Annotated in this window: 19 protein-coding genes; 7 read left to right on the forward strand and 12 right to left on the reverse strand. The window is 36.4% G+C overall.

The window, feature by feature from the left end:
- Positions 1-487: 487 nt before the first annotated feature.
- From T420_RS07445 to T420_RS0104295, 3 genes are all read right to left on the reverse strand, one after another.
- Positions 488-637, reverse strand: coding sequence for a hypothetical protein (locus T420_RS07445; RefSeq protein ID WP_157861859.1), 150 nt, complete (start codon positions 635-637; stop codon positions 488-490).
- 13 nt (positions 638-650) lie between these two features.
- A complete protein-coding gene (locus T420_RS07130) occupies positions 651-896 on the reverse strand; it encodes a hypothetical protein (RefSeq protein ID WP_155914836.1) in 246 nt (81 codons plus the stop codon).
- 258 nt (positions 897-1,154) lie between these two features.
- Positions 1,155-1,646, reverse strand: a complete 492-nt coding sequence (locus T420_RS0104295; protein WP_013545647.1) for a BA14K family protein — start codon at positions 1,644-1,646, stop codon at positions 1,155-1,157.
- Positions 1,647-1,814: 168 nt separating this feature from the next.
- Between T420_RS0104295 and T420_RS0104300 the strand changes: the two genes are divergently transcribed.
- Entirely contained in the window at positions 1,815-2,912 is a 1,098-nt protein-coding gene (locus T420_RS0104300) for a carboxynorspermidine decarboxylase (protein ID WP_013545648.1), read from the forward strand.
- A gap of 56 nt (positions 2,913-2,968) precedes the next feature.
- The gene (locus tag T420_RS0104305; protein ID WP_013545649.1) at positions 2,969-4,207 is read left to right on the forward strand and encodes a saccharopine dehydrogenase family protein; all 1,239 of its coding nucleotides are present in this window, start codon (positions 2,969-2,971) and stop codon (positions 4,205-4,207) included.
- Between the two features lie 132 nt (positions 4,208-4,339).
- Here T420_RS0104305 and lpdA read toward each other — a convergent pair whose 3' ends face one another.
- The 8 genes from lpdA to T420_RS0104345 form a co-directional block, all read right to left on the reverse strand.
- Entirely contained in the window at positions 4,340-5,746 is a 1,407-nt protein-coding gene (lpdA, locus tag T420_RS0104310; protein ID WP_013545650.1) for a dihydrolipoyl dehydrogenase, read from the reverse strand.
- Between the two features lie 33 nt (positions 5,747-5,779).
- A complete protein-coding gene (odhB, locus tag T420_RS0104315; RefSeq protein WP_013545651.1) occupies positions 5,780-6,991 on the reverse strand; it encodes a 2-oxoglutarate dehydrogenase complex dihydrolipoyllysine-residue succinyltransferase in 1,212 nt (403 codons plus the stop codon).
- 31 nt (positions 6,992-7,022) lie between these two features.
- Positions 7,023-10,022 carry a 2-oxoglutarate dehydrogenase E1 component gene (locus T420_RS0104320; protein WP_013545652.1) on the reverse strand — a complete coding sequence of 1,000 codons (3,000 nt, stop codon included), beginning with the start codon at positions 10,020-10,022 and terminating at the stop codon, positions 7,023-7,025.
- Positions 10,023-10,167: 145 nt separating this feature from the next.
- Positions 10,168-11,070 carry a succinate--CoA ligase subunit alpha gene (gene sucD, locus T420_RS0104325; RefSeq protein ID WP_013545653.1) on the reverse strand — a complete coding sequence of 301 codons (903 nt, stop codon included), beginning with the start codon at positions 11,068-11,070 and terminating at the stop codon, positions 10,168-10,170.
- A gap of 3 nt (positions 11,071-11,073) precedes the next feature.
- Positions 11,074-12,270, reverse strand: a complete 1,197-nt coding sequence (gene sucC, locus T420_RS0104330; protein WP_013545654.1) for an ADP-forming succinate--CoA ligase subunit beta — start codon at positions 12,268-12,270, stop codon at positions 11,074-11,076.
- A 93-nt stretch (positions 12,271-12,363) separates the two neighbouring features.
- Positions 12,364-13,326: a malate dehydrogenase gene (gene mdh, locus T420_RS0104335; protein WP_013545655.1), complete on the reverse strand. Its 963-nt coding sequence runs from the start codon at positions 13,324-13,326 to the stop codon at positions 12,364-12,366.
- 294 nt (positions 13,327-13,620) lie between these two features.
- A complete protein-coding gene (gene zapE / locus T420_RS0104340) occupies positions 13,621-14,790 on the reverse strand; it encodes a cell division protein ZapE (RefSeq protein ID WP_013545656.1) in 1,170 nt (389 codons plus the stop codon).
- 139 nt (positions 14,791-14,929) lie between these two features.
- Complete coding sequence (locus T420_RS0104345) at positions 14,930-15,460, reverse strand: AprI/Inh family metalloprotease inhibitor (RefSeq protein WP_013545657.1); 531 nt, start codon at positions 15,458-15,460, stop codon at positions 14,930-14,932.
- Positions 15,461-15,730: 270 nt separating this feature from the next.
- Between T420_RS0104345 and dapF the strand changes: the two genes are divergently transcribed.
- From dapF to gloB, 5 genes are all read left to right on the forward strand, one after another.
- The gene (dapF, locus tag T420_RS0104355; RefSeq protein WP_013545659.1) at positions 15,731-16,585 is read left to right on the forward strand and encodes a diaminopimelate epimerase; all 855 of its coding nucleotides are present in this window, start codon (positions 15,731-15,733) and stop codon (positions 16,583-16,585) included.
- On the forward strand, positions 16,582-17,865 hold the full coding sequence (gene mtaB / locus T420_RS0104360; protein WP_013545660.1) for a tRNA (N(6)-L-threonylcarbamoyladenosine(37)-C(2))-methylthiotransferase MtaB: 1,284 nt from the start codon (positions 16,582-16,584) through the stop codon (positions 17,863-17,865). Before dapF ends, mtaB begins: the two co-directional genes overlap by 4 nt.
- Positions 17,866-17,879: 14 nt before the next feature.
- Positions 17,880-19,121, forward strand: coding sequence for a signal recognition particle-docking protein FtsY (gene ftsY, locus T420_RS06985; RefSeq protein WP_026501174.1), 1,242 nt, complete (start codon positions 17,880-17,882; stop codon positions 19,119-19,121).
- Positions 19,118-19,792: a septation protein A gene (locus tag T420_RS0104370; RefSeq protein WP_013545662.1), complete on the forward strand. Its 675-nt coding sequence runs from the start codon at positions 19,118-19,120 to the stop codon at positions 19,790-19,792. Before ftsY ends, T420_RS0104370 begins: the two co-directional genes overlap by 4 nt.
- 74 nt (positions 19,793-19,866) lie before the next feature.
- Positions 19,867-20,628, forward strand: coding sequence for a hydroxyacylglutathione hydrolase (gene gloB / locus T420_RS0104375; RefSeq protein WP_013545663.1), 762 nt, complete (start codon positions 19,867-19,869; stop codon positions 20,626-20,628).
- 80 nt (positions 20,629-20,708) lie between these two features.
- On the opposite strand, the gene T420_RS0104380 is transcribed toward gloB, so the two are convergent.
- On the reverse strand, positions 20,709-21,617 hold the full coding sequence (locus tag T420_RS0104380; protein WP_013545664.1) for a ParB/RepB/Spo0J family partition protein: 909 nt from the start codon (positions 21,615-21,617) through the stop codon (positions 20,709-20,711).
- Between the last annotated feature and the right edge of the window lie 43 nt (positions 21,618-21,660).

Genomic DNA, 21,660 nt, shown 5'->3' on the forward strand with positions numbered 1-21,660 from the left:
CACGGAAATTAACAAAAAATATTTACAACATTGGGACCCCCCGCTGAAATAAGCTTGTGTTAGAAAAAATCAGAAATTTCTATTCCTTGTGAACGGGTGTCATCACTGCAAATGACAACCATACTATACCCGCACCACTAACAAACGTTATGATAAAATCACGAACACGGTGTAAATGTGCTAAAAATCCAATGGATACAGGAGTCGAATAATGCAAATACTTAGGTAATCAACGTAAACCAAGAAATAACAATACTGTCGTCACTACTTCAATAACCAATTGTATTACCCCTAAATCAGGCGCAGAAAGCTATAAAAAAGTCGCACAAGCCATTAAATTAGCACCTCCCAATAGAATTACAGCATCAATAACACAAAAGGGTGAAATTTTGCCTCCAATCAACTAAAATCCACAAAACCCACCAATCAACTAAATAACAATAAAAGGCAAATCAATTGGAAAAAGTAGTAATGGACCTGCCGAAATTCAACAAATTATCACACCACAGAAAAGAGCAACAAATGAAAAACACACAAAAAGCACCCACCACAATTGAACTTGTAAATGACGTGTCAACAAAAAAGACTCTACCGTAAGTGTCCATTTCCAAGAAATAATCATAAGAATTCGTTCCAAAATACGCAATCCTTTATAAACGATGAAAAAAAGGGGCTCCCTCATCATACGGCAAAAAATAACGATGCCCTAAAACATAAAGCAATGCCCCTAAAGCAATAAAACTCTGACAAGCAGGGCAAAACCACCAAAATAGTAAAGCTATACGCGCCCCATCACGCACGCTGTTATTATGGTACCAATAACCAATCAATAAAAAGGAAAAAAATCGCGCAACTGAATTTATATAATAACTAATGACGCGCATAAACAATAACAAGAAATCCTATCCCTAATCAAAAGACAAAAAAGCCATAATAAGTCATCTATGCGAAGCGTTAAATTAACTCCCCATTCCTGAAAGCCAAGAAAGATTTAAACGTACCACATCGTTTCTAGAAATCGTTGGATACAGGATAATTAATTGCCAAAAGAAGGTAAAAATGCAAAAGCCTTAGCAAACCAGTCTTTATTATTTTCAGCAATCAAACGAAAAAACCACATAAAATATTTCAAAGCTTTTAACCTCTTATATTCTTTACCCTTTGAAAAAGCTGGAAAAGCATTGCTTGCGAGGTCCATGAAAAGGTTGATAACTATTATCATTTTGATTGTAAGAAAGATAACGAGCCTTACAATAATCAATATGGTGTTTCACATTCCACAGCTCCTTTTTTTCTAAAAAGGAAGAAAAAGTCGGTTTTCTGTCTCTTTGCGTTGATATAACTTTTAGAGAAATATCTTTTACATTTGAATATGTATACCCAATAAATGCTTTTTCAGGATACCACCAGCCATCACTATACTTGCGATAACCATGTCGATAATGACGATAACCTTTAAAACCATTCAGTTCTTTACGCCCAGTAACAATCAAAAGAGCCGGATCATTTTGAACAGAAACCTGATCAACCGCTTTTGCCTCAACATCACTCTTTTGCACAACATTAAAAATATTAGCCGTTATAATGAAAATACTGACAATCGTTACACTAGAAAAAATGTAACATAAGTTTTTAATGGTAAACATAACATACATCTCAAAATAACTGAATAAAAACCAAATTACAGAAAGTCTTTTTATTGCTAAACGAAAATAGATTTTCTCACTGCCATTTTTTCCTTGAGACATTCTGTTGCTATATGTACTAAACGTTAATATGAACAATAAGATCCTTCACAAGAGAACGGATAACAAATGATTAGAACTCCTTATTATCTTATCGATAAATCTAAACTCATAAAAAATATGAAAACTATTGCCCACTTACGAGCAATATCAGGAGTGAAAGTTTTACTTGCTTTAAAATGCTTTGCGACATGGAGTCTTTTTGATGTTATGTCTCAGTATATGGATGGCACCACATCATCATCCCTTTATGAACTCCGTTTAGGAAAAGAAAAATTTGGCAAAGAAACCCATGCCTATTCAGTTGCATGGGCAGATGATGAAATTGACGAAGCCTGTAGTTATGCAGATAAAATCATTTTTAATTCAATTCAACAACTACAACGCTTTGCTAACGCTACAAAAACTATTCAACGAGGCTTAAGATTGAATCCAGGGATCAGCGCATCAAATTTTGATCTTGCAAATCCCTCTCGTCCTTTTAGCCGTTTAGGAGAAACTAATCAGGATGCTATTAAAGAAGTCTTACCCTTCATTAATGGTTTAATGATCCATAACAATTGCGAAAACAGTGATTTTAATCTTTTTAATCAAATGCTTAACCAAATTGAAGAAAAATTTAAAGAACTCTTCATTGCAGTTGATTGGGTTAGTCTCGGTGGTGGAATTCACTTTACTGCTGAAAATTATCCTTTAGAAGATTTAGCAGAACGTCTAAAATGTTTTTCTCAAATCTATGGTGTAACTGTTTTTCTGGAACCAGGAGAAGCCGCTATTACCAAAAGTACCACATTAGAAGTTAGCGTTCTTGACACATTATATAATAAAAAAAATCTTGCTATTGTTGATAGCTCAATTGAAGCCCATATGCTTGATCTTTTAATCTATCGTGAAAATGCTAAATTAGAGCCAAATCACGGTCCCTATGAGATTATGGTTTGCGGTAAATCCTGTCTTGCTGGCGATATTTTTGGAACATTTAAATTTCCTGAACCCCTGAAAATAGGTGACAAATTATCCTTTCAAGACTCTGCAGGATATACAATGGTTAAAAAAAATTGGTTTAATGGTGTCGCAATGCCTGCCATTGTCATTAAAGAATGTAATGGGACCTTAACACTTCAACGTCAATTTAGTTATAACGACTATCAAAATAGCCTTTCATAACTAACACAACAAATAAAAATCATCATGCAGCAGTATTAAAAGGAGATGAACTCACAATGAAAAAAAACGTTCTCATTATTGGTGCTGGCGGTGTTGCACAAGTTGTTGCACATAAATGTGCTCAAAACAATGATCTTCTTGGTGAAATTCATATCGCTTCACGAACACAAAAAAAATGTGATGCAATCATTGCTTCCATTCAAGAAAAAAAAGTCATGAAAATAAAGAACATTTTCAAAAGCCACGCACTCAACGCAATGGATGTCTTAGAAACTGTCAAACTTATTCACAAGACAAAATGCGAAATCGTCATCAATGTTGGTTCTTCTTTTCTTAATATGTCTGTTCTTTCAGCCTGTATTGAAACCAAATGCGCTTATATTGATACAGCGATTCATGAAGACCCTTTGAAAATTTGTGAAACACCCCCTTGGTATGGCAATTATGAATGGCCCAGACGTCAAGAATGCGAAAAAGCTGGTATAACTGCTATTTTAGGGGCAGGTTTTGATCCTGGTGTTGTTAATGCTTATGCAGCATTAGCACGCGATAATTATTTCGATACGATTACCGATATTGATATTATTGATATAAACGCCGGAAGCCATGGACGTTGGTTTGCAACAAATTTTGATCCAGAAATTAACTTTCGGGAATTTACAGGACAAGTATGGTCATGGCAAAATAAACAATGGACTTCTAACCAAATGTTTGAAATTAGTCATGAATGGGATTTACCCGTTCTTGGAAAACAAAAAGCTTATATGACAGGACATGATGAAATCCATTCATTATCCAAAAATCTTGATGTTCCCAATATTCGTTTTTGGATGGGTTTCAGTGACCGTTATATTAATGTCTTTACCGTTCTCAAAAATCTTGGACTCTTATCCGAACAGCCTATCAAAACAGCAGAAGGTCAAGAAGTTGTTCCCTTGAAAGTTGTGAAAGCGGTTTTACCTGATCCAGCTTCTTTAGCGCCAAATTATACAGGAAAAACTTGTATTGGAAATCTTGTTAAAGGTATAAAAAATGGGAATTCAAAAGAAGTTTTTATCTATAATATATCTGATCACAAACAAGCTTTTAATGAAACTGGTGCACAGGGAATTTCTTATACAGCTGGAGTACCTGCTGCTGCTGCTGCTATCCTTATTGCTACCGGCGAATGGGATGTTAAAACTATGGTGAATGTAGAAGAACTACCACCACATCCTTTCCTGAAATATCTCGATCATATGGGACTTCCAACCTATGTAAGCGAACAACAAGAAGATAAAAAATTACAGTTTTAACTTATTCATATAACGAAAATACAATAAAATCGCCTTTTTAAGGCGGTTTTATCAAAATACAAAGGTATCAGTACAAAAAATTCTCTCATTCTGCTTTCAAAAAGCACTATGGAATCTTGTTAAAAAGTAACTTTAGGTATGAAGAGGCTTAGAAAATGTCGCTAAAGCTGCTTCCCGCACTGCTTCCGATAAGGTAGGATGTGCATGACAACAACGACCTAAATCCTCTGATGAACCTCCAAATTCCATCAGAACTGCAATTTCATGAATTATTTCACCAGCACCAAATCCAAGAATATGCGCACCCAAAACCTGATCTGTTTTTTTATCAGCAAGAATTTTAACAAATCCATCGCTTTTTTGCATTGCGCGGGCACGGCCATTTGCCATAAAAGGGAACTTTCCAATGTTATAGTTAACACCTGTCGCTTTAAGCTCCTCTTCTGTTTTACCTACACTAGCGATTTCTGGCTGTGTATAAACAACACTCGGAATGACATTAAAATTAACATGGCCTCTCTGACCAGCTAAAATTTCAGCCACTGCAACACCTTCTTCTTCAGCTTTATGGGCCAACATTGGCCCTTTGACGACATCACCAATCGCATAAATTCCTGGAATATTGGTTTGCCACTGCCCATCTATCTTAATAAAACCACGTTCATCCATCTGAACACCTGTTTCTGCTAAACCAAGCCCCTTCGTATATGGAGAGCGTCCTGTGGCAACCAAAACAACATCAGCTTCTAAAGTTTCTGCTACACTACCTTGAACAGCTTCAAAAGTTACTCTAGCAACCGAATCAGATTGAGTAACTGCTGTTACCTTCGCACCAAGCTTATATTCAATCCCTTGTTTCTCCATTAACTTCTGAAATTGCCGTGAAACTTCACCGTCCATCGACCCTAAAACTTTATCAAGAAATTCTACAATAGTAACTTTAGCGCCCAAACGACTCCACACTGAACCAAGTTCTGAACCGATAACACCCGCACCAATAACCACCATACGTGTAGGAACTTTTTCAAGTGCAAGCGCTCCTGTAGAAGATACAATCACTTTTTCATCAATTTCAACATTCACACCTGGAATACCTGATACATCTGAACCCGTAGCGATAATAATATTCTTTGTTGCAATCTTGTGTTGATTACCATCTTTAGCAAGAACTTCAATCTGACTTGGATTTGAAATTTTTGCGGTACCATGAAAAATATCAATTTTATTTTTTTTCATCAAAAAAGAAATGCCACTTGTATTAGCTGTTACAACAGCTTTTTTATGTGCCATCATCTTATCAAGATCAAGTTTAGCTTGAGAAATAGAAATACCTAGCGTCTCAAAGCCATGCTGCGTTTCAGCAAATAATTCTGAGGCATGTAACAATGCTTTAGAAGGAATACAGCCAATATTAAGACACGTACCACCCAATGTTGCACGTTTTTCAATAATCGCAGTTTTGAGACCCAATTGAGTAGCTTTTATTGCTGCCACATAACCACCTGGACCAGCTCCAATCACAACAACATCATAAGACATCTGTCTTCCCTTTCATCCTAAAAAACTGTGTTTTTATAAATCAAGAACAAGACGTTCCGGATCTTCCAAACTTTCTTTAACACGCACAAGGAAAGTAACAGCTTCTTGCCCATCTACAATACGATGATCATAAGAAAGCGCTAAATACATCATTGGACGAATCACAATTTGTCCTCCAACCACTATCGCACGTTCTTTAATCGCATGCATTCCCAAAATACCAGATTGCGGTGCATTCAAAATCGGCGTCGACATTAACGACCCATAAACACCGCCATTAGTAATAGTGAATGTTCCACCCAACATATCAGCAACCGCCAATTTTCCATCACGAGCAAGACGTCCTAAACGACCAATTTCTTTTTCAATTTCTGCAATTGACATTTGATCTGCATTACGAACAACCGGAACAACAAGTCCTTTGTTTGTTCCAACAGCAATTCCAGCATTAACATAGTTTTTATAAACAATATCTGTTCCATCAATTTCCGCATTAACAGCAGGAAGCTCTTTTAACGCATGGCAAACAGCTTTGGTAAAAAAGCCCATAAAGCCAAGCTTAACACCATGCTTCTTTTCAAAAAGATCTTTGTAACGTTTACGCAAATCCATTACAGTAGACATGTCAACTTCATTAAATGTGGTTAACATTGCTGCTGTATTTTGTGCATCTTTAAGGCGGCGTGCAATTGTCTGGCGTAATTTTGTCATACGAACTCGCTCTTCGTGCACTATATTCACAGATGCAGCAGAAGAAACAGAAGCTAATGTTTTTGTCTTTTGCGTTAAAACATCAAGAACATCTCCTTTGAGAATCTGTCCACGCTTTCCAGAACCTGAAATATCGTTTTTCTCTATATTATTTTCGGCCATTAACTTTGCTGCTGAAGGTGCAAGAGACATCGCTCCCCCTAAAGAGGAAGCCAGCACAGACGCTACCACAGGAGCAGATGTAGGCGTAGATGTAACAGAAGGTGAAGATGCAGATGATGCAGAGATACCATCAGCTCCTGCTTCAACTATCCCTAAGAGAGCATTCACTTCAACTATGTCGCCTTCTTTTGCAATGATTTCAGATAATTTTCCGGCAACAGGAGAAGGAACCTCAACTGTTACCTTATCAGTTTCTAACTCAACCAAAGGCTCATCCATAGCCACGGCTTCACCAATTTTCTTAAACCATTTGCCAATTGTTGCCTCAGTAACTGATTCGCCCAAAGTAGGAACACGGATTTCAGTAGCCATAATATTTTTCCATACGTCAGAGTAAAATAAATTAATAACCTAACGCGTCTTCAAGAAACGCGGCAAGCTGTTCAAGATGTTTCGACATTAAACCAGTCGCAGGCGATGCACTTGCAGAACGCCCAGCATAACGTGCACGTGAATAACGTGCACGAATATGAGTCAGAACCCATTCTAAATAAGGCTCAATAAATGACCACGCCCCCATATTTTTGGGTTCTTCTTGACACCAAACAATTTCAGCCTTTAAAAAACGCGATAATACATTTACCAGAGCTTTTGCTGGAAAAGGATAAAGCTGTTCAATACGTAACAAATAAACATTATCAATCCCTCTCTTTTCACGTTCTTCATAAAGATCATAATAGACTTTACCTGTACAAAGAACAACACGACGAATCTTACTGTCTTTTTGTAACTTAATCACAGAGTTCTTGAGATATTCTGCATCATCAAGCAATAAACGATGAAAACTTGTTTCTGGTCCCATTTCACTTAAAAAAGAAACCGCTCGTTTATGACGCAAAAGTGATTTTGGTGTCATCAAAATCAATGGTTTACGAAAATCACGTCTAATCTGGCGACGCAAAATATGAAAATAATTCGCGGGAGTTGTACAATTTGCAACCTGCATATTATCTTCTGCACAAAGTTGCAGAAAACGTTCTAGACGTGCTGAAGAGTGCTCTGGCCCTTGCCCTTCAAAACCATGAGGTAATAAACACACGAGACCAGACATACGAAGCCATTTACGCTCAGCAGATGAAATAAATTGATCAAAAATGACCTGTGCACCATTAGAAAAATCACCAAATTGCGCTTCCCAAAGTGTTAAACCACGTGGCTCAGCAAGTGAATATCCATATTCAAAACCAAGAACAGCTTCTTCGGAAAGCATGGAATTTACAACTTCATAAATAGCTTGCCCCTGTTGTAAATTATTTAAAGGGATATAACGGACTTCATTTTCTTGATCATAAAGAACCGCGTGACGTTGCGAAAAAGTTCCACGCTCAACATCTTCACCAGAAAGGCGAACCGGTGCTCCTTCTAAACACAAAGAACCAAACGCTAAAGCTTCAGCTGTTGCCCAATCAATACCCTCACCAGTTTCAAACATTTGAGCACGATTATTTAAAAAACGCTGAATCGTTCTATGTATATGAAAATCTGATGGAATTTCGACAAGTTTTTGTCCAATCTCCTTTAAAGTTTTCAATTCAATGCCTGTTGTTCCACAACGTTGCTCATCACTATTACTGGCAGCTTTAAGACCTGTCCAGCTTCCATCAAGCCAATCAGCCTTATTAGGTTTATAAGAAGCGCTGGCTTCAAACTCATTTTCAAGCTTATCACGCCACATTTTTTTCTTTTGTTCAAATTCTTGAGGATCAATCACTCCTTCTGCTATCAGCTGATCACTATAAAGTTGAACAATCGTTTTGTGATTACGAATTGCTTTATACATAAGCGGCTGTGTAAAGGAAGGTTCATCACCTTCATTGTGCCCATAACGACGATAACAGAACATATCAATTACCACCGGTTTATGGAAGATTTGACGAAATTCTGTTGCTACTTTTGCTACAAAAACGACAGCTTCAGGATCATCTCCATTCACATGAAAAATTGGTGCATCGATCATTTTCGCTACATCTGACGGATAAGGTGACGAACGTGAAAAGCGCGGATTAGTTGTAAATCCGATTTGATTATTGATAATCACATGTATCGAGCCAGCAACACGGTAACCTCTCAGATCTGAAAGACCAAATGTTTCCTGAATAACGCCTTGTCCTGAAAAAGCCGCATCACCATGAATAAGAAGTGGCATGACTTTTGAACGCTCATTTAATGAAATAACCTCAGTGCGTTCAGGACCAATAAGTTGATCTTGCTTAGCACGTGTTTTTCCAATAACAACTGGATCAACAATCTCAAGATGAGATGGATTAGGCAAAAGCGATAAATGAACTTTTTTACCATCAAATTCACGATCAGCAGAAGTTCCCAAATGATATTTTACATCACCTGATCCTTCCACATCATCAGGTTTATAAGAACCACCCTTAAATTCATGAAAAATAGCTCGATGTGATTTTTCAAGAACCTGAGAGAGAACATTTAAACGACCACGGTGAGCCATTCCCAAAACTATTTCCTGCACTCCTAAGGCGCCACCACGCTTAATAATCTGTTCAAGAGCTGGGATAAGTGCTTCACTCCCATCAAGGCCAAAACGTTTTGTCCCCTTATATTTTGTATCTAGAAATTGTTCAAAGCCTTCTGCCTCTATAAGCTTGTTTAGGATAGCTTTTTTACCCTTTTGTGTGAAAGCAATTTGTTTATCTGGTCCCTCAATACGTTCTTGGATCCATGCTTTTTGAGCAGGATCTGAAATATGCATATACTCTACACCGATCGTCGAACAATACGTACGATTAAGAATTTCAAGCATCTGCGGGATGGTTGCATACTCTAATCCCAAAACATTATCAATAAAGATCGGACGTTTGTAATCAGCAGGACTAAAACCATAAGCTTCTGGAGATAATTCTTTATAATCTTCGGGATTTTCAGCCAGTTGAAGCGGATCAAGTTGTGCATGAAGATGTCCTCGAGCTCGGAAAGCGCGAATCATCATAAGTGCGTGAACAGAATCACGTGTCGCTTGAATAATATCTTCTTTACTAGACGTCTTTCCATTTTGTACAGCATTAACTGCTGCTTTCTCTTTTAATTTATCGCCAAAATGCTTCTCAAGAGCAGACCAATCATTATCTAAAGCAGAAACAAGCTCCCCGCTTTCTTTTAATGGCCAATGGTTCCGTTGCCATGTTGCTCCTTCGGCATTTTTGATCACATCTTCCTTATTATCTTGAAAAGTTTCAAAAAAATCACACCATTGGGGATCAACATTGGTAGGATTTTTTTTATATTCGGCATAAAGTTGATTTATATAATCTGCATTTCCACCATACAAAAATGATGTTTGTGTAAAAGGATCATTCTTCTCATCCTGCCTTGCCATATATCTTTCCGGAACACTCGTCCCGTCTCCTTAATATATCCGCTTTTATTTTTAAAATAAGAATCGGAAAATTGCAAAAAAGCCTTTATTTTTATAATTCATATTTTATCTGAATGGATAATACTCATTCAGATAAAATTTTCTTTTAATCATTCAACACTGCAACTAAAGTTTTGCCTATTTGTGATGGTGAAGGAGAAACGCGAATTCCTGCTGATTCCATTGCCGCAATTTTATCTTCTGCACCACCTTTACCACCAGAAATCACTGCACCAGCATGTCCCATTGTCCGTCCCGGAGGAGCTGTACGACCAGCAATAAAACCAACCATTGGTTTTTTGCGACCTTTCTTTGCTTCATCCTTTAGAAACTGTGCAGCTTCTTCTTCAGCAGAACCACCAATTTCACCAATCATAACAATAGATTCGGTTTCATTATCAGCCAAAAACATTTCTAATACATCAATAAATTCAGTACCCTTAACAGGATCACCTCCAATACCAACAGCTGTCGTTTGTCCAAGTCCCTCATGACTCGTTTGAAAGACCGCTTCATATGTTAGAGTTCCTGATCTCGACACAACTCCAACAGAACCTTTTTTGAAAATAGCACCGGGCATAATACCAATTTTACACTCATCAGGAGTAAGAACACCTGGACAATTAGGACCAATTAAACGCGATTTCGATTTCTCTAATTTAGCTTTAACCTTAACCATATCCATAACCGGTATACCTTCTGTAATACAGACGATTAAACCGATCTCAGCATCAATGGCCTCTATAATAGCATCAGCGGCCCCCACAGGAGGAACATAAATAACAGAAGCATTAGCTCCAGTTTTTTCTTTACCTTCCACAACACTAGCAAAAATGGGAAGAGTTTCACCTTTTGATCCCTTCCATGTTTCTCCCCCTTTCTTGGGATTAATGCCCCCAACCATTTGTGTACCGTGGTAAGCAAGCGCTTGTTCTGTATGAAATGTTCCCGTTTTCCCCGTAAGCCCTTGAACAAGAACTTTTGTATTCTTATTAACAAAAATCGACATGGCTTAAGCTCCCTTCACTGCAGCAACAATTTTTTGAGCAGCATCATCTAAATCATCAGCCGAAATAACATTCAAACCACTTTTACTGATAATTGCTTTACCCTGTTCAACATTAGTACCTTCAAGGCGAACAACTAAAGGAACTCTTAAGCCAACTTCCTTAACAGCAGTAATCACACCTTCAGCGATAACATCGCAACGCATAATCCCACCAAAAATATTGACCAAAATGCCTTTAACATTTGGATCAGCTGTAATAATTTTAAAAGCAGCAGTCACTTTCTCTTTTGAAGCACCACCACCAACATCAAGAAAATTTGCTGGCTCAGCCCCATAAAGTTTGATAATATCCATTGTCGCCATAGCAAGACCAGCACCATTCACCATACAGCCAATTGTCCCATCAAGAGCGACATAAGCAAGATCATGCTTTGACGCTTCAATTTCTTTTGGATCTTCTTCGGAAATATCACGTAATTCCAAAATATCTGGATGACGAAATAAAGCATTATTATCGAAAGAGACTTTCGCATCAAGCACACGTAAATGGCCATTATCCATTACAATCAGTGGATTGATTTCAAGAAGACTCATATCTTTTTCACAAAAAGCCTTATAGAGTATTGGAAAAAGTTTTTCGCCATCTTTACGTGCACTATCGCATAATTTTAATGCGTCACAAAGTTTCTTACAATCAGTAGGAGTAACACCTTTCGTAGGATCAATGGGAAGGGTGAGTATTTTTTCCGGTGTTTCTTCAGCAACCGCTTCAATATCCATTCCTCCCTCTGTCGACACAACGAAAGCAACTTGACCGATTGTACGATCAACTAAAAGCGAAAGATAAAGCTCCTGTTCAATATCAGCACCATTTTCAATATAAAGGCGATTAACCTGTTTACCTTCTGGACCTGTTTGCTTAGTTATCAAAGTCTTACCAAGCATTTCCTTTACATTAGTAATAACTTCTTTAACTGATTTTGCAAGTCGAACACCACCTTTTGAATCAGAACCAAGTTCTTTAAACTTCCCCTTTCCACGGCCTCCAGCATGAATTTGACTCTTAACCACATAAAGCGGTCCTGGTAATTTTTTCACCCATTTTTCAGCTTGTTCTACAGAATAAACAGCAACACCGTTCGCTATTGGTGCACCGTATTCATGAAGCAGGCGTTTGGCCTGATATTCATGGATATTCATTTATTTGTCCTTTTCTTCTATGGATAACTAAATTGATCCTCAAAACACTTAAGGTATCTTACTTTACCTAGACCTAGCAAAAACTCTTTTGAGTCATCCGAGATTAGGTGCGATAGCAGCGCATGCTTTACAAAGCTCGTGCACTGCATTTACTGATTTTTCAAAAGCAGCTTTTTCATTGTCATTAAGATCAATTTCAATGACTCGTTCAACACCACCAGCGCCAATAACAACGGGAACACCAACATACATATCCTTAACACCATATTCACCTGAAAGGTAAGCAGCAACAGGAACAACACGTTTAGTATCTTTTAAATAAGCTTCAGCCATTGCAATAGCAGAAGAGGCCGGCGCATAAAAAGCAGAACCCGTTTTTAACAAATTCACAACTTCTGCCCCTCCATCCCTTGTACGTTGAATAATTTGATCAAGCTTTTCTTGTGTTGTCCAGTTCATTTTCACAAGATCAGGCAAAGAAATACCAGCAACAGTCGAATAACGGATCAAAGGAACCATCGAATCACCATGGCCTCCCAAAACAAATGCCGTAACATCTTTAACAGAAACTTTAAATTCTTCAGACAAAAAATAACGAAAACGTGCTGAATCGAGAATACCAGCCATACCAATAACTTTTTGTGTTGGAAGACCAGAAAACTTCTGCAATGCCCATACCATTACATCAAGAGGATTGGTAACACAGATCACAAACGCTAAAGGTGCATATTTCTTAATTCCCGTACCAACTTGTTCCATAACTTTTAAATTAGTAGCCAAAAGGTCATCGCGACTCATACCAGGTTTACGTGCAACACCTGCTGTTACAATAACAACATCAGCATCTACAATGGCTTCATAAGTATTGGTCCCTGCTAAATTTACATCAAAACTTTCAACCGGTGATGATTCTGCGATATCCAAAGCTTTACCCTGTGGTATTCCCTCTGCAATATCAAATAAAACAACGTCTCCGAGCTCCTTAAGTCCTATTAAATGCGCTAAAGTACCACCAATCATACCCGAGCCGATTAAAGCTATTTTCTTTCGTGCCATTTTCATTCCCTTTACTTTTACTAAGCGCAAAATCCCCCACTCTATAGATTAAACATTTTCATTTAAATCTAATCCTATTTTTTAATAAAACCGCTTAAGAATAAAATGATTAAAGTTCACCAAACTCTCTATTTCATTGTCAGAAACTCCTCCCTAAAATATTAAAGTTAGTGATTGACTACAATCATATCGATAAGATGAATTTAAAAAAAATACAACAGAATTATTACAACATTTTTAAATTCAATAGGTTATTATTTTAGCAGTTTACGTAAAAGTAAAGCAAAGATTCATTTATTTCTTTAAAAATTGTTCTGCCCAAATATTGAGATAATCTTGGCCTTGCATTTCAAACAGACGCGATCGTGTTCTTTGAAACTCAAATGTTTCTGTTGTTTGTGCTTGCCCTTTATATAACTGCTCAATTTCTGCTTCCGCGGACATAAAGAGTCTTATGTGGCGTTCATAAAGAACATCAATGAGCAAAATGAACCGTTTAGTTTCATTACGATGTGCATCATCCATAATAGGAACGCGATCAATAAAAATCGTATGGTAATGCTCCCCTAAAGTTAAATAATCAGCTGCTGCTAAAGGCTTTATACAAAGATCCTGATAATCAAAGCGTGCACATCCTGCACCAAAACGTGGAATATGAATAGAACGCCCCTTTACAAATATATCATCAGATGTTTCTTTTTGACCTTGTAAAACTAATGTCCATGCTTGATCCATGCTTTCATCTGCTGCTTTCCCCAATGGGGTTATATATACATGTTGTGGATTTGATTTTTCAAAACGATAATCCGTCTTTGCATCAAGATTAATAACACGAACATGTGTTTTTAAAATTTGAATGAAAGGCTTAAAGAGCTCTCGATTTAAACCATTGTAATAAAGATTATCAGGAGCAACATTTGAAGTGGCAACAAAAATTACTCCTTGATTAAATAAAGCAGTAACAAGACGACCGAGTACCATTGCATCCGCAATATCTGTTACACTAAATTCATCAAAGCAAATCACACGTGCTTCTCGTGCAAGATTTTCTGCAACTACTAAAATAGGATCATTGTGCTTGGATTTTGCATATTTAAACTCTTGCCTATGTACATTAATACGTTCATGCACATCAGCCATAAAATCATTAAAATGAGCGCGTTTTTTATCCCCTTCTGGCAAACAAGAGAAAAACAAATCCATAAGCATGGTTTTGCCTCGCCCAACCTTACCATAAACGTACAATCCCTGAACGAAATAATTATCAGTACCATATTGTTTTGAAACATAAGAGTGCATTTTTTTCTTAAAAAAACGCCAGAACATCCAAGGTCGAGAAATCTTTTGTGCTGAAATTTCTTGTAATAAATAATCAAAATGTTTTGTTAAATTCCATTGAGCTGCATCAAAACTAACTTCTCCTTTGGAAACAAGGTCTTCATAGCACATTGAAACTAAAACCATCTAAACATCCTTTTTTCAAATCATTCTAAAAAAACAAAAATTTCATAGACATAAATGTTTCTTTTTTGCATCATTTTGTGATTAAACAATGCAAATTTGTGCCTATATATTTCCTTTTTCATAAATAGTTTAGAACGATTTAACGGTCTAAAATAACTGGCTGATTATCCAACATACGCCCTTCTAAATAATCTCTTCCAAAAGAATAAAGAACTGCAATAATACTTCCAGACCTATCATAAAAATATAATTTTTTTTCCTTAACAGCCCATGAATTAACTTTAGCAAACATTCTTGGACAATTTAAAGGACTAGCACGATACCCTGAACCAAATTTTGTTTGTGGGGTCGCTATTCGGCAAGACTTACCGCCAATATAGAGGTTCCATACACCAGCAATACTGGTAGGTAATAAATCAACCGCATTGCCTGGTACTTCAAAGTCAGTTAACTGCGTATTATTTTGAGCGTATTCCTTTTCATAACCTGAGGGAGTTAACACTTCAGATTTTAATGTATCAGATGTTGTAGGTTCTAACAGTTGCTGAACAGGATAAAAAACTTCCGCTATTTTGTTTCCGTTACTTTTACCAAACCGTGATGTTGAACAACCACTTAAGATATATATAATTGATAATGCAATGGAAAATGAAATTTTTGAAAATATCATATCTTCACTCTTTCTCATGAAAATAACAAGCTTACTCAAAAAAATAAATGAGCATATTTTTGTAAATACCCCATTTTACAAAGATAAATTAATAAATAAGAAAAACCTAATAAAAAAGCACGCAATCATGACAAAAATTGTTCATCTTTAATAACAATAATCACTACCGCTCATTTTATTTTTATCAATACTGGTAATTTGGAAAATTTTCAGTCATTATATTCTTTACTAGACTTATCATTCCATCGCACAAAAAAATAGAGAAATCTTATGAAAACGCCATTCAGCAAAATGAACGGTCTTGGAAATAAAATTATTGTTGCTGATATGCGTGAAAACACACATAATATTACACTGCAAGCAGTTCTTGCTTTAGCTAAAAATCCACAAACGCACTTTGATCAAATCATGACGATTCACCCGTCAACCAAAAATGAAACTGATTTTCGCATTGAAATCTGGAATGCTGATGGTTCAAAAGCAAAAGCTTGTGGTAATGGTACGCGTTGCGTTATTGAATGGCTGACGAATCATAATCTTGGTGAAAGTTTTCAATTAGAAACACCCGCTGGTATTGTCGAAGGTAAACGTCAAGCAAATGGTCTGATCTCTGTTAACATGGGCCGCCCAAATTTTGATATAAAAAATATGCCTATTGCTTATGAAATAGCTGATACCAATCACGTAGAAATAACTGCCGGACCTTTAAAAGATGCTTCTCTTGTTTCCTTTGGAAATCTTCATGCTATTTTTTTCGTTGAGAGCAATATTCAACATATTCCCTTAGAAAAATACGGACCTAAACTCGAACATGACCCGCTTTTTCCAGAACGCTGTAATATTTCCATTGCTTTTGTAACATCACGAAATAGCTTAATTTTAAGAACATGGGAGCGTGGAGCAGGATTAACAAAAGCATGTGGCACTGCTGCTTGCGCTAGTGCAGTAGCTGCCTATCGCCGCGGATTAACAGAACGCCGTATTAATGTTAATTTACTGGGAGGAAATCTCTCTATTCTTTATCAAGAAGATGATCATATCATTATGACAGGTCCAGTAGAATATGAATTTAGTGGTCTTTTAAGCCCTTTAACAGGGGATTACAAAAAGGATTCTTTTAAATGACAATAGAAATTGTGACTTTTGGTTGTCGACTCAATAGTTATGAATCGGAGATCATACGCAAAGAAAGTACTTCTGCTGGTCTTGATAAACTTAAAGACGGCGCCATTATTTTCAATACCTGCGCAGTCACCGTTGAGGCTGTACGACAAGCTAAACAAGCGATTCGAAAAGCTAGGCGCGAAAACCCTAATGCGCGCATTATTGTTACGGGATGTGCAGCACAAACAGAAGGAAAAAAATTTTCTCTCATGAAAGAAGTCGATCTGATTTTAGGCAATGAAGAAAAACTCCATGCTCATTCCTACTGTCAACGTCCTGATTTCGGCATTAATCATGACGAAAAAATCCGTGTCAATAATATTATGGAAGTCAATAAAATTGCTCCACATATGATTAATGCATTAGAAGGACGCACACGTGCTTTTGTCCAAGTGCAAAATGGATGCGATCATCGTTGTACATTTTGCATTATCCCTTATAGCCGTGGGCCATCACGCTCAGTTCCCATGGGCATCATTATTGAACAAATTAAACAGTTTGTAGGCAATGGTATTCAAGAAATCGTTTTAACAGGTGTTGACCTCACAAGTTATGGCCCTGACTTACCTGGAAAAATCACTTTAGGAAAATTAGTTTCAACTATTTTACACCATGTTCCTGATTTGCCAAGACTACGCCTTTCATCCATCGATTCCATTGAAGCAGATCAAGAGTTGATTAATCTTTTAGCATATGAAAAAAGAATAATGCCATATTTGCATTTATCTTTACAAGCAGGTGATAATATGATTTTAAAAAGGATGAAACGACGTCATTTGCGTGAAAATGCAATTCAGTTTTGCCAAAACTTACGCGCTAAGCGTCCTACAATGGTTTATGGTGCCGATCTGATTGCTGGTTTCCCGACAGAAACAGAAGAAATGTTTCAAAATAGTCTGACTTTAATTAATGAATGTGGTTTGACATATCTCCATGTATTTCCCTTCAGCCCAAGAGAGGGAACGCCAGCTGCACGTATGCCACAGATTAATCGTGAAACAATCAAAATTCGCGCTGAAAAATTACGTAAAGAAGGGGAAAAAGCTTACCGAAAACATCTTATTCATCTAAAAAATAGCCAACAAACAATTCTTATTGAGAGAGACGGAATTGGACGGACAGAAGATTATACGCTCACACAAATTAAAGGTACTAAAGCTGGAACAATTGTTAAAGCTCTCATTATTGATCACGACGGAAAAAAATTAATTGCCGCACTTCCTGAATCGAATGCAGCCTAAGCAGGAAAGCTCTCATGACAAACTCTTTTATAAAAAAAATACTCTCTTTTAATACATCTAAAGAAAAAAAAATTAAAAAAGAGCAGATTCTTATGTCTCATGAAATCGATGAGGAAAAACAAAATGAAGATAAAAGTGAAAATATAAAAAGCAAATACTCTTCCAAAGATGTAAAAGAGGAAAAACGAGAGCAAAAGAAAATACAAGAGACAACATTCATTGAATCTAGCGAAAAAGTTTCTTCTCCCGAAGAATCTTCTCGTAAAGTGATCGTTACTGATACGATTATAGAAAAAAATAAAGAACCTTTATCCACTTCAACTGTTGAACAAAAAAAAGCAGCATGGTTTGAACGCCTTAAAAAAGGATTATCTCTTTCTTCACAGCAATTAAGTGATTCAATTGGTTCGCTTTTTGCCAAAAAAAAACTCGATGAAAACACACTACAAGAATTAGAAGATATCCTCATTCAAGCAGACTTTGGTATAGAAACAACCACACGTATTATTGATATCTTAGCTACTGGTCGTTATGAAAAAAATTTGTCTCCAAAAGACATTTATACTATTGTGACTAACGAAATTAAAAAGGTGCTCGAACCAATTGCTTTTCCATTGGAAATTGATCTTAATCATAAACCCCATGTTATCTTACTCGTCGGTGTAAATGGAACTGGAAAAACCACAACTATTGGAAAATTAGCTGCTAAACTAACTGCAGGAGGTTTAAAAATCATGCTTGTTGCTGGAGATACGTTTCGCGCCGCAGCTATTGAGCAATTACACATTTGGGGTGAACGTACAAAAGCTCCTGTTATTTCAAGCAAACTTGCTGCAGATCCTGCAAGCTTAGTTTTTGATGCTTATAAAAAAGCTAAAAAAGAAGGCAGTGATGTTTTAATTATTGACACAGCAGGACGTTTACAGAATAAAATTGAATTAATGGATGAATTAGCAAAAATTATTCGTGTTTTGGGTAAACATAATCCTCAAGCTCCTCATACAGTTCTTCAAACACTTGACGCAACGACTGGGCAAAATGCACTCAACCAAGTGAATATTTTCCGTGATATTGCTGGTGTAAATGGTTTAGTTATGACAAAACTTGATGGTACTGCGCGTGGGGGAATTCTTGTTGCCATTGCATCTAAACATAAACTCCCTGTTCATTTTATTGGTATAGGCGAAAATGTTGAAGATCTTGAACCTTTTTCTGCCTCTGATTTTGCTGAAGCTATTATAGGAAAATACGCATGAAATTTTCTCTTTTTGAACCTAATTCATATAATGACCCTTGTTTGAAAAACAACAATAACAATCAAAAAACACCTTCTTTGCCAATTCTTAAATTTCTTTTAGAAATGGGACCATTAATTGTTTTTTTCCTTGCTAATTATAAAGGTGAGTGGTTGATAAATAATATTGAGCTTTTTAAAGGTTTTGATAAACCTATCTTTCCTGCAACTGCTCTTTTTATGATAGCAATCATTATTGCCCTAACCTTATCTTGGTTTCTTGCACGTGTAATTCCTATAATTCCACTTATTTCAGGAATATTCATCCTTTTTTTTGGTTTTTTAACTCTTTGGCTTCACGATGATACTTTTATTAAAATGAAGCCTACGATCATTAATGGTTTATTTTCTTTTATTTTATTTGGTGGCTTATTTTTTAAAAAGCCACTTTTGCGTTATGTTTTTGACTCCGGTCTGAAAATTGACGACTGTGGATGGAATAAACTCACTTATCGTTGGGCATATTTTTTTGTTTTTCTCGCTGTTCTAAACGAAATCATTTGGCGTAATTTCAACGACAATTTTTGGACTAATTTTAAAGTATTTGGCGTTATGCCTATAACATTTCTATTTATGTTGACACAAATGCCTCTTATCATAAAACATTCAAAAAATTTAACAAAAGAAGATTAATAATCCTGTTTTACATCGCGAATTTATCACTATGAATTGCTTCATAAATTTAACATATAATGTTGAGAAAAGAGATGTTAATTGAACAATTTATCTGTCGAAAAGACAATTTTGGTACTCTTATTCATGATAAAAAAAGCGGTTATACGGCTGCTATTGATGCGCCTGAAGGAAAATCAATTCACAATATGTTAAAACAGCATAACTGGACACTTCAATTTATTTTTGTCACTCATCATCATCATGATCATGTAGAAGCACTGGCAGAATTAAAAAAAGTCTATAATGCTACGATTATTGGACCAGAAGCAGAAAGCAAAAAAATTGCTCTTCTTGATTATACACTGCAACCTGATGAAAATTTCTGTTTTGGTACACACACTCTTGCTGCCCTTTCAACACCTGGTCATACATTAGGAGCATTATCTTATTATTTTCCTCAAGCTAATTTACTATTTGCTGGAGATACACTTTTTTCACTCGGTTGTGGGCGCCTTTTTGAAGGGACACCTTTACAAATGTTAACTTCTTTAAAAAAACTCCGTCAACTTCCTGATGAAACGATCCTTTATTGCGGACATGAATATACTAAAACAAATGCTCTTTTCGCATTGACTATTGACCCACAAAATAGAAAGCTTCATCAAAGAGTAGAAGAGGTTTTTTTGTTACGAGCACAAAATGCTATGACCTTACCAACAACTTTAGGACAAGAAAAAGACATAAATCCATTTCTTCGTTGGGATGATACTATTTTACGAAAAAATCTCGCAATGGAAAATGCAACAGATGAAGAAGTCTTTGCTGAAATCCGTAAAAGAAAAGATCATTTTTAACTCTATTTAATTACCCTTTCTCAAAATAGAACAATTTGAAATTTAGTTTTAAATATACCAACTGGACTTATATTTTTAGATTAGCTTTGCAAACGTCGACAAATATCATCTAATTGCTCTAATGAGGAGTAATGAATCTTCAAATCACCACCTTTTTTACCATGTCGAATGATGACTTTCATTCCAATCACATCAGTAAGCAATTTCTCTAAGGATTGTGTTTCTATATCTTTTCTTACTGGAATTTGTTTTTTTATCTTATAATTTCCATATTTATGTGCGATCATTTCTGTTTGGCGTACAGAAAGCCCTTCACGAATAATCTTTTCAGCTAATTCTTGTGGATTTTCAACTGTAATAAGGCACCGTGCGTGACCAGCTGAAATTTGACCAGCTGTCAAAAATTGTTGCACTTTTTGTGGTAGCTTTAACAAGCGGAGAGTATTTGTAACATGACTACGACTTTTTCCAATAATTTCTGCTAAATCTGCCTGAGTATATCCATGTTCATTTAACAAAAGCTCATATCCTATTCCTTCTTCAATAGGATTGAGATCAGTTCGTTGAACATTTTCGATAATTGCTAATTCCAAAGCAGTTTTATCATCTACATCGCGAATAATAACGGGCAATTGACTTAAATTAGCTCGTTGTGCAGCTCGCCATCTCCGTTCACCAGCAATCAATTGAAACTGGTTAGGATGAGTACGAGAAGGTCTAACGATGATGGGTTGAACAATACCATGTTGACGAATTGATTGCACTAAGTCATCAAGTTCCGAATCGGTAAACTGGCGTCTTGGATTATTTGGATTACGGGAAATAAATTCAATAGGAACAAACCTTTCAGAGGCTATAGGAGCGACACTCGGCTTCGATGTGAATTTATCAAAACTTGCTGAATATGCAGGATTTCCGTTTAAGTTGATATCCCCAATCAATGCTGCTAACCCGCGTCCCAGTCTTTTTTTTGATTGATCATCACTCATAATTTTTCTCTTTAAATTTTGTACAATTATTTTTCTTATACTT

The sequence above is a fragment of the Bartonella clarridgeiae ATCC 51734 genome (genome assembly GCF_000518185.1).
GTDB classification, from domain to species: Bacteria; Pseudomonadota; Alphaproteobacteria; order Rhizobiales; family Rhizobiaceae; genus Bartonella; species Bartonella clarridgeiae.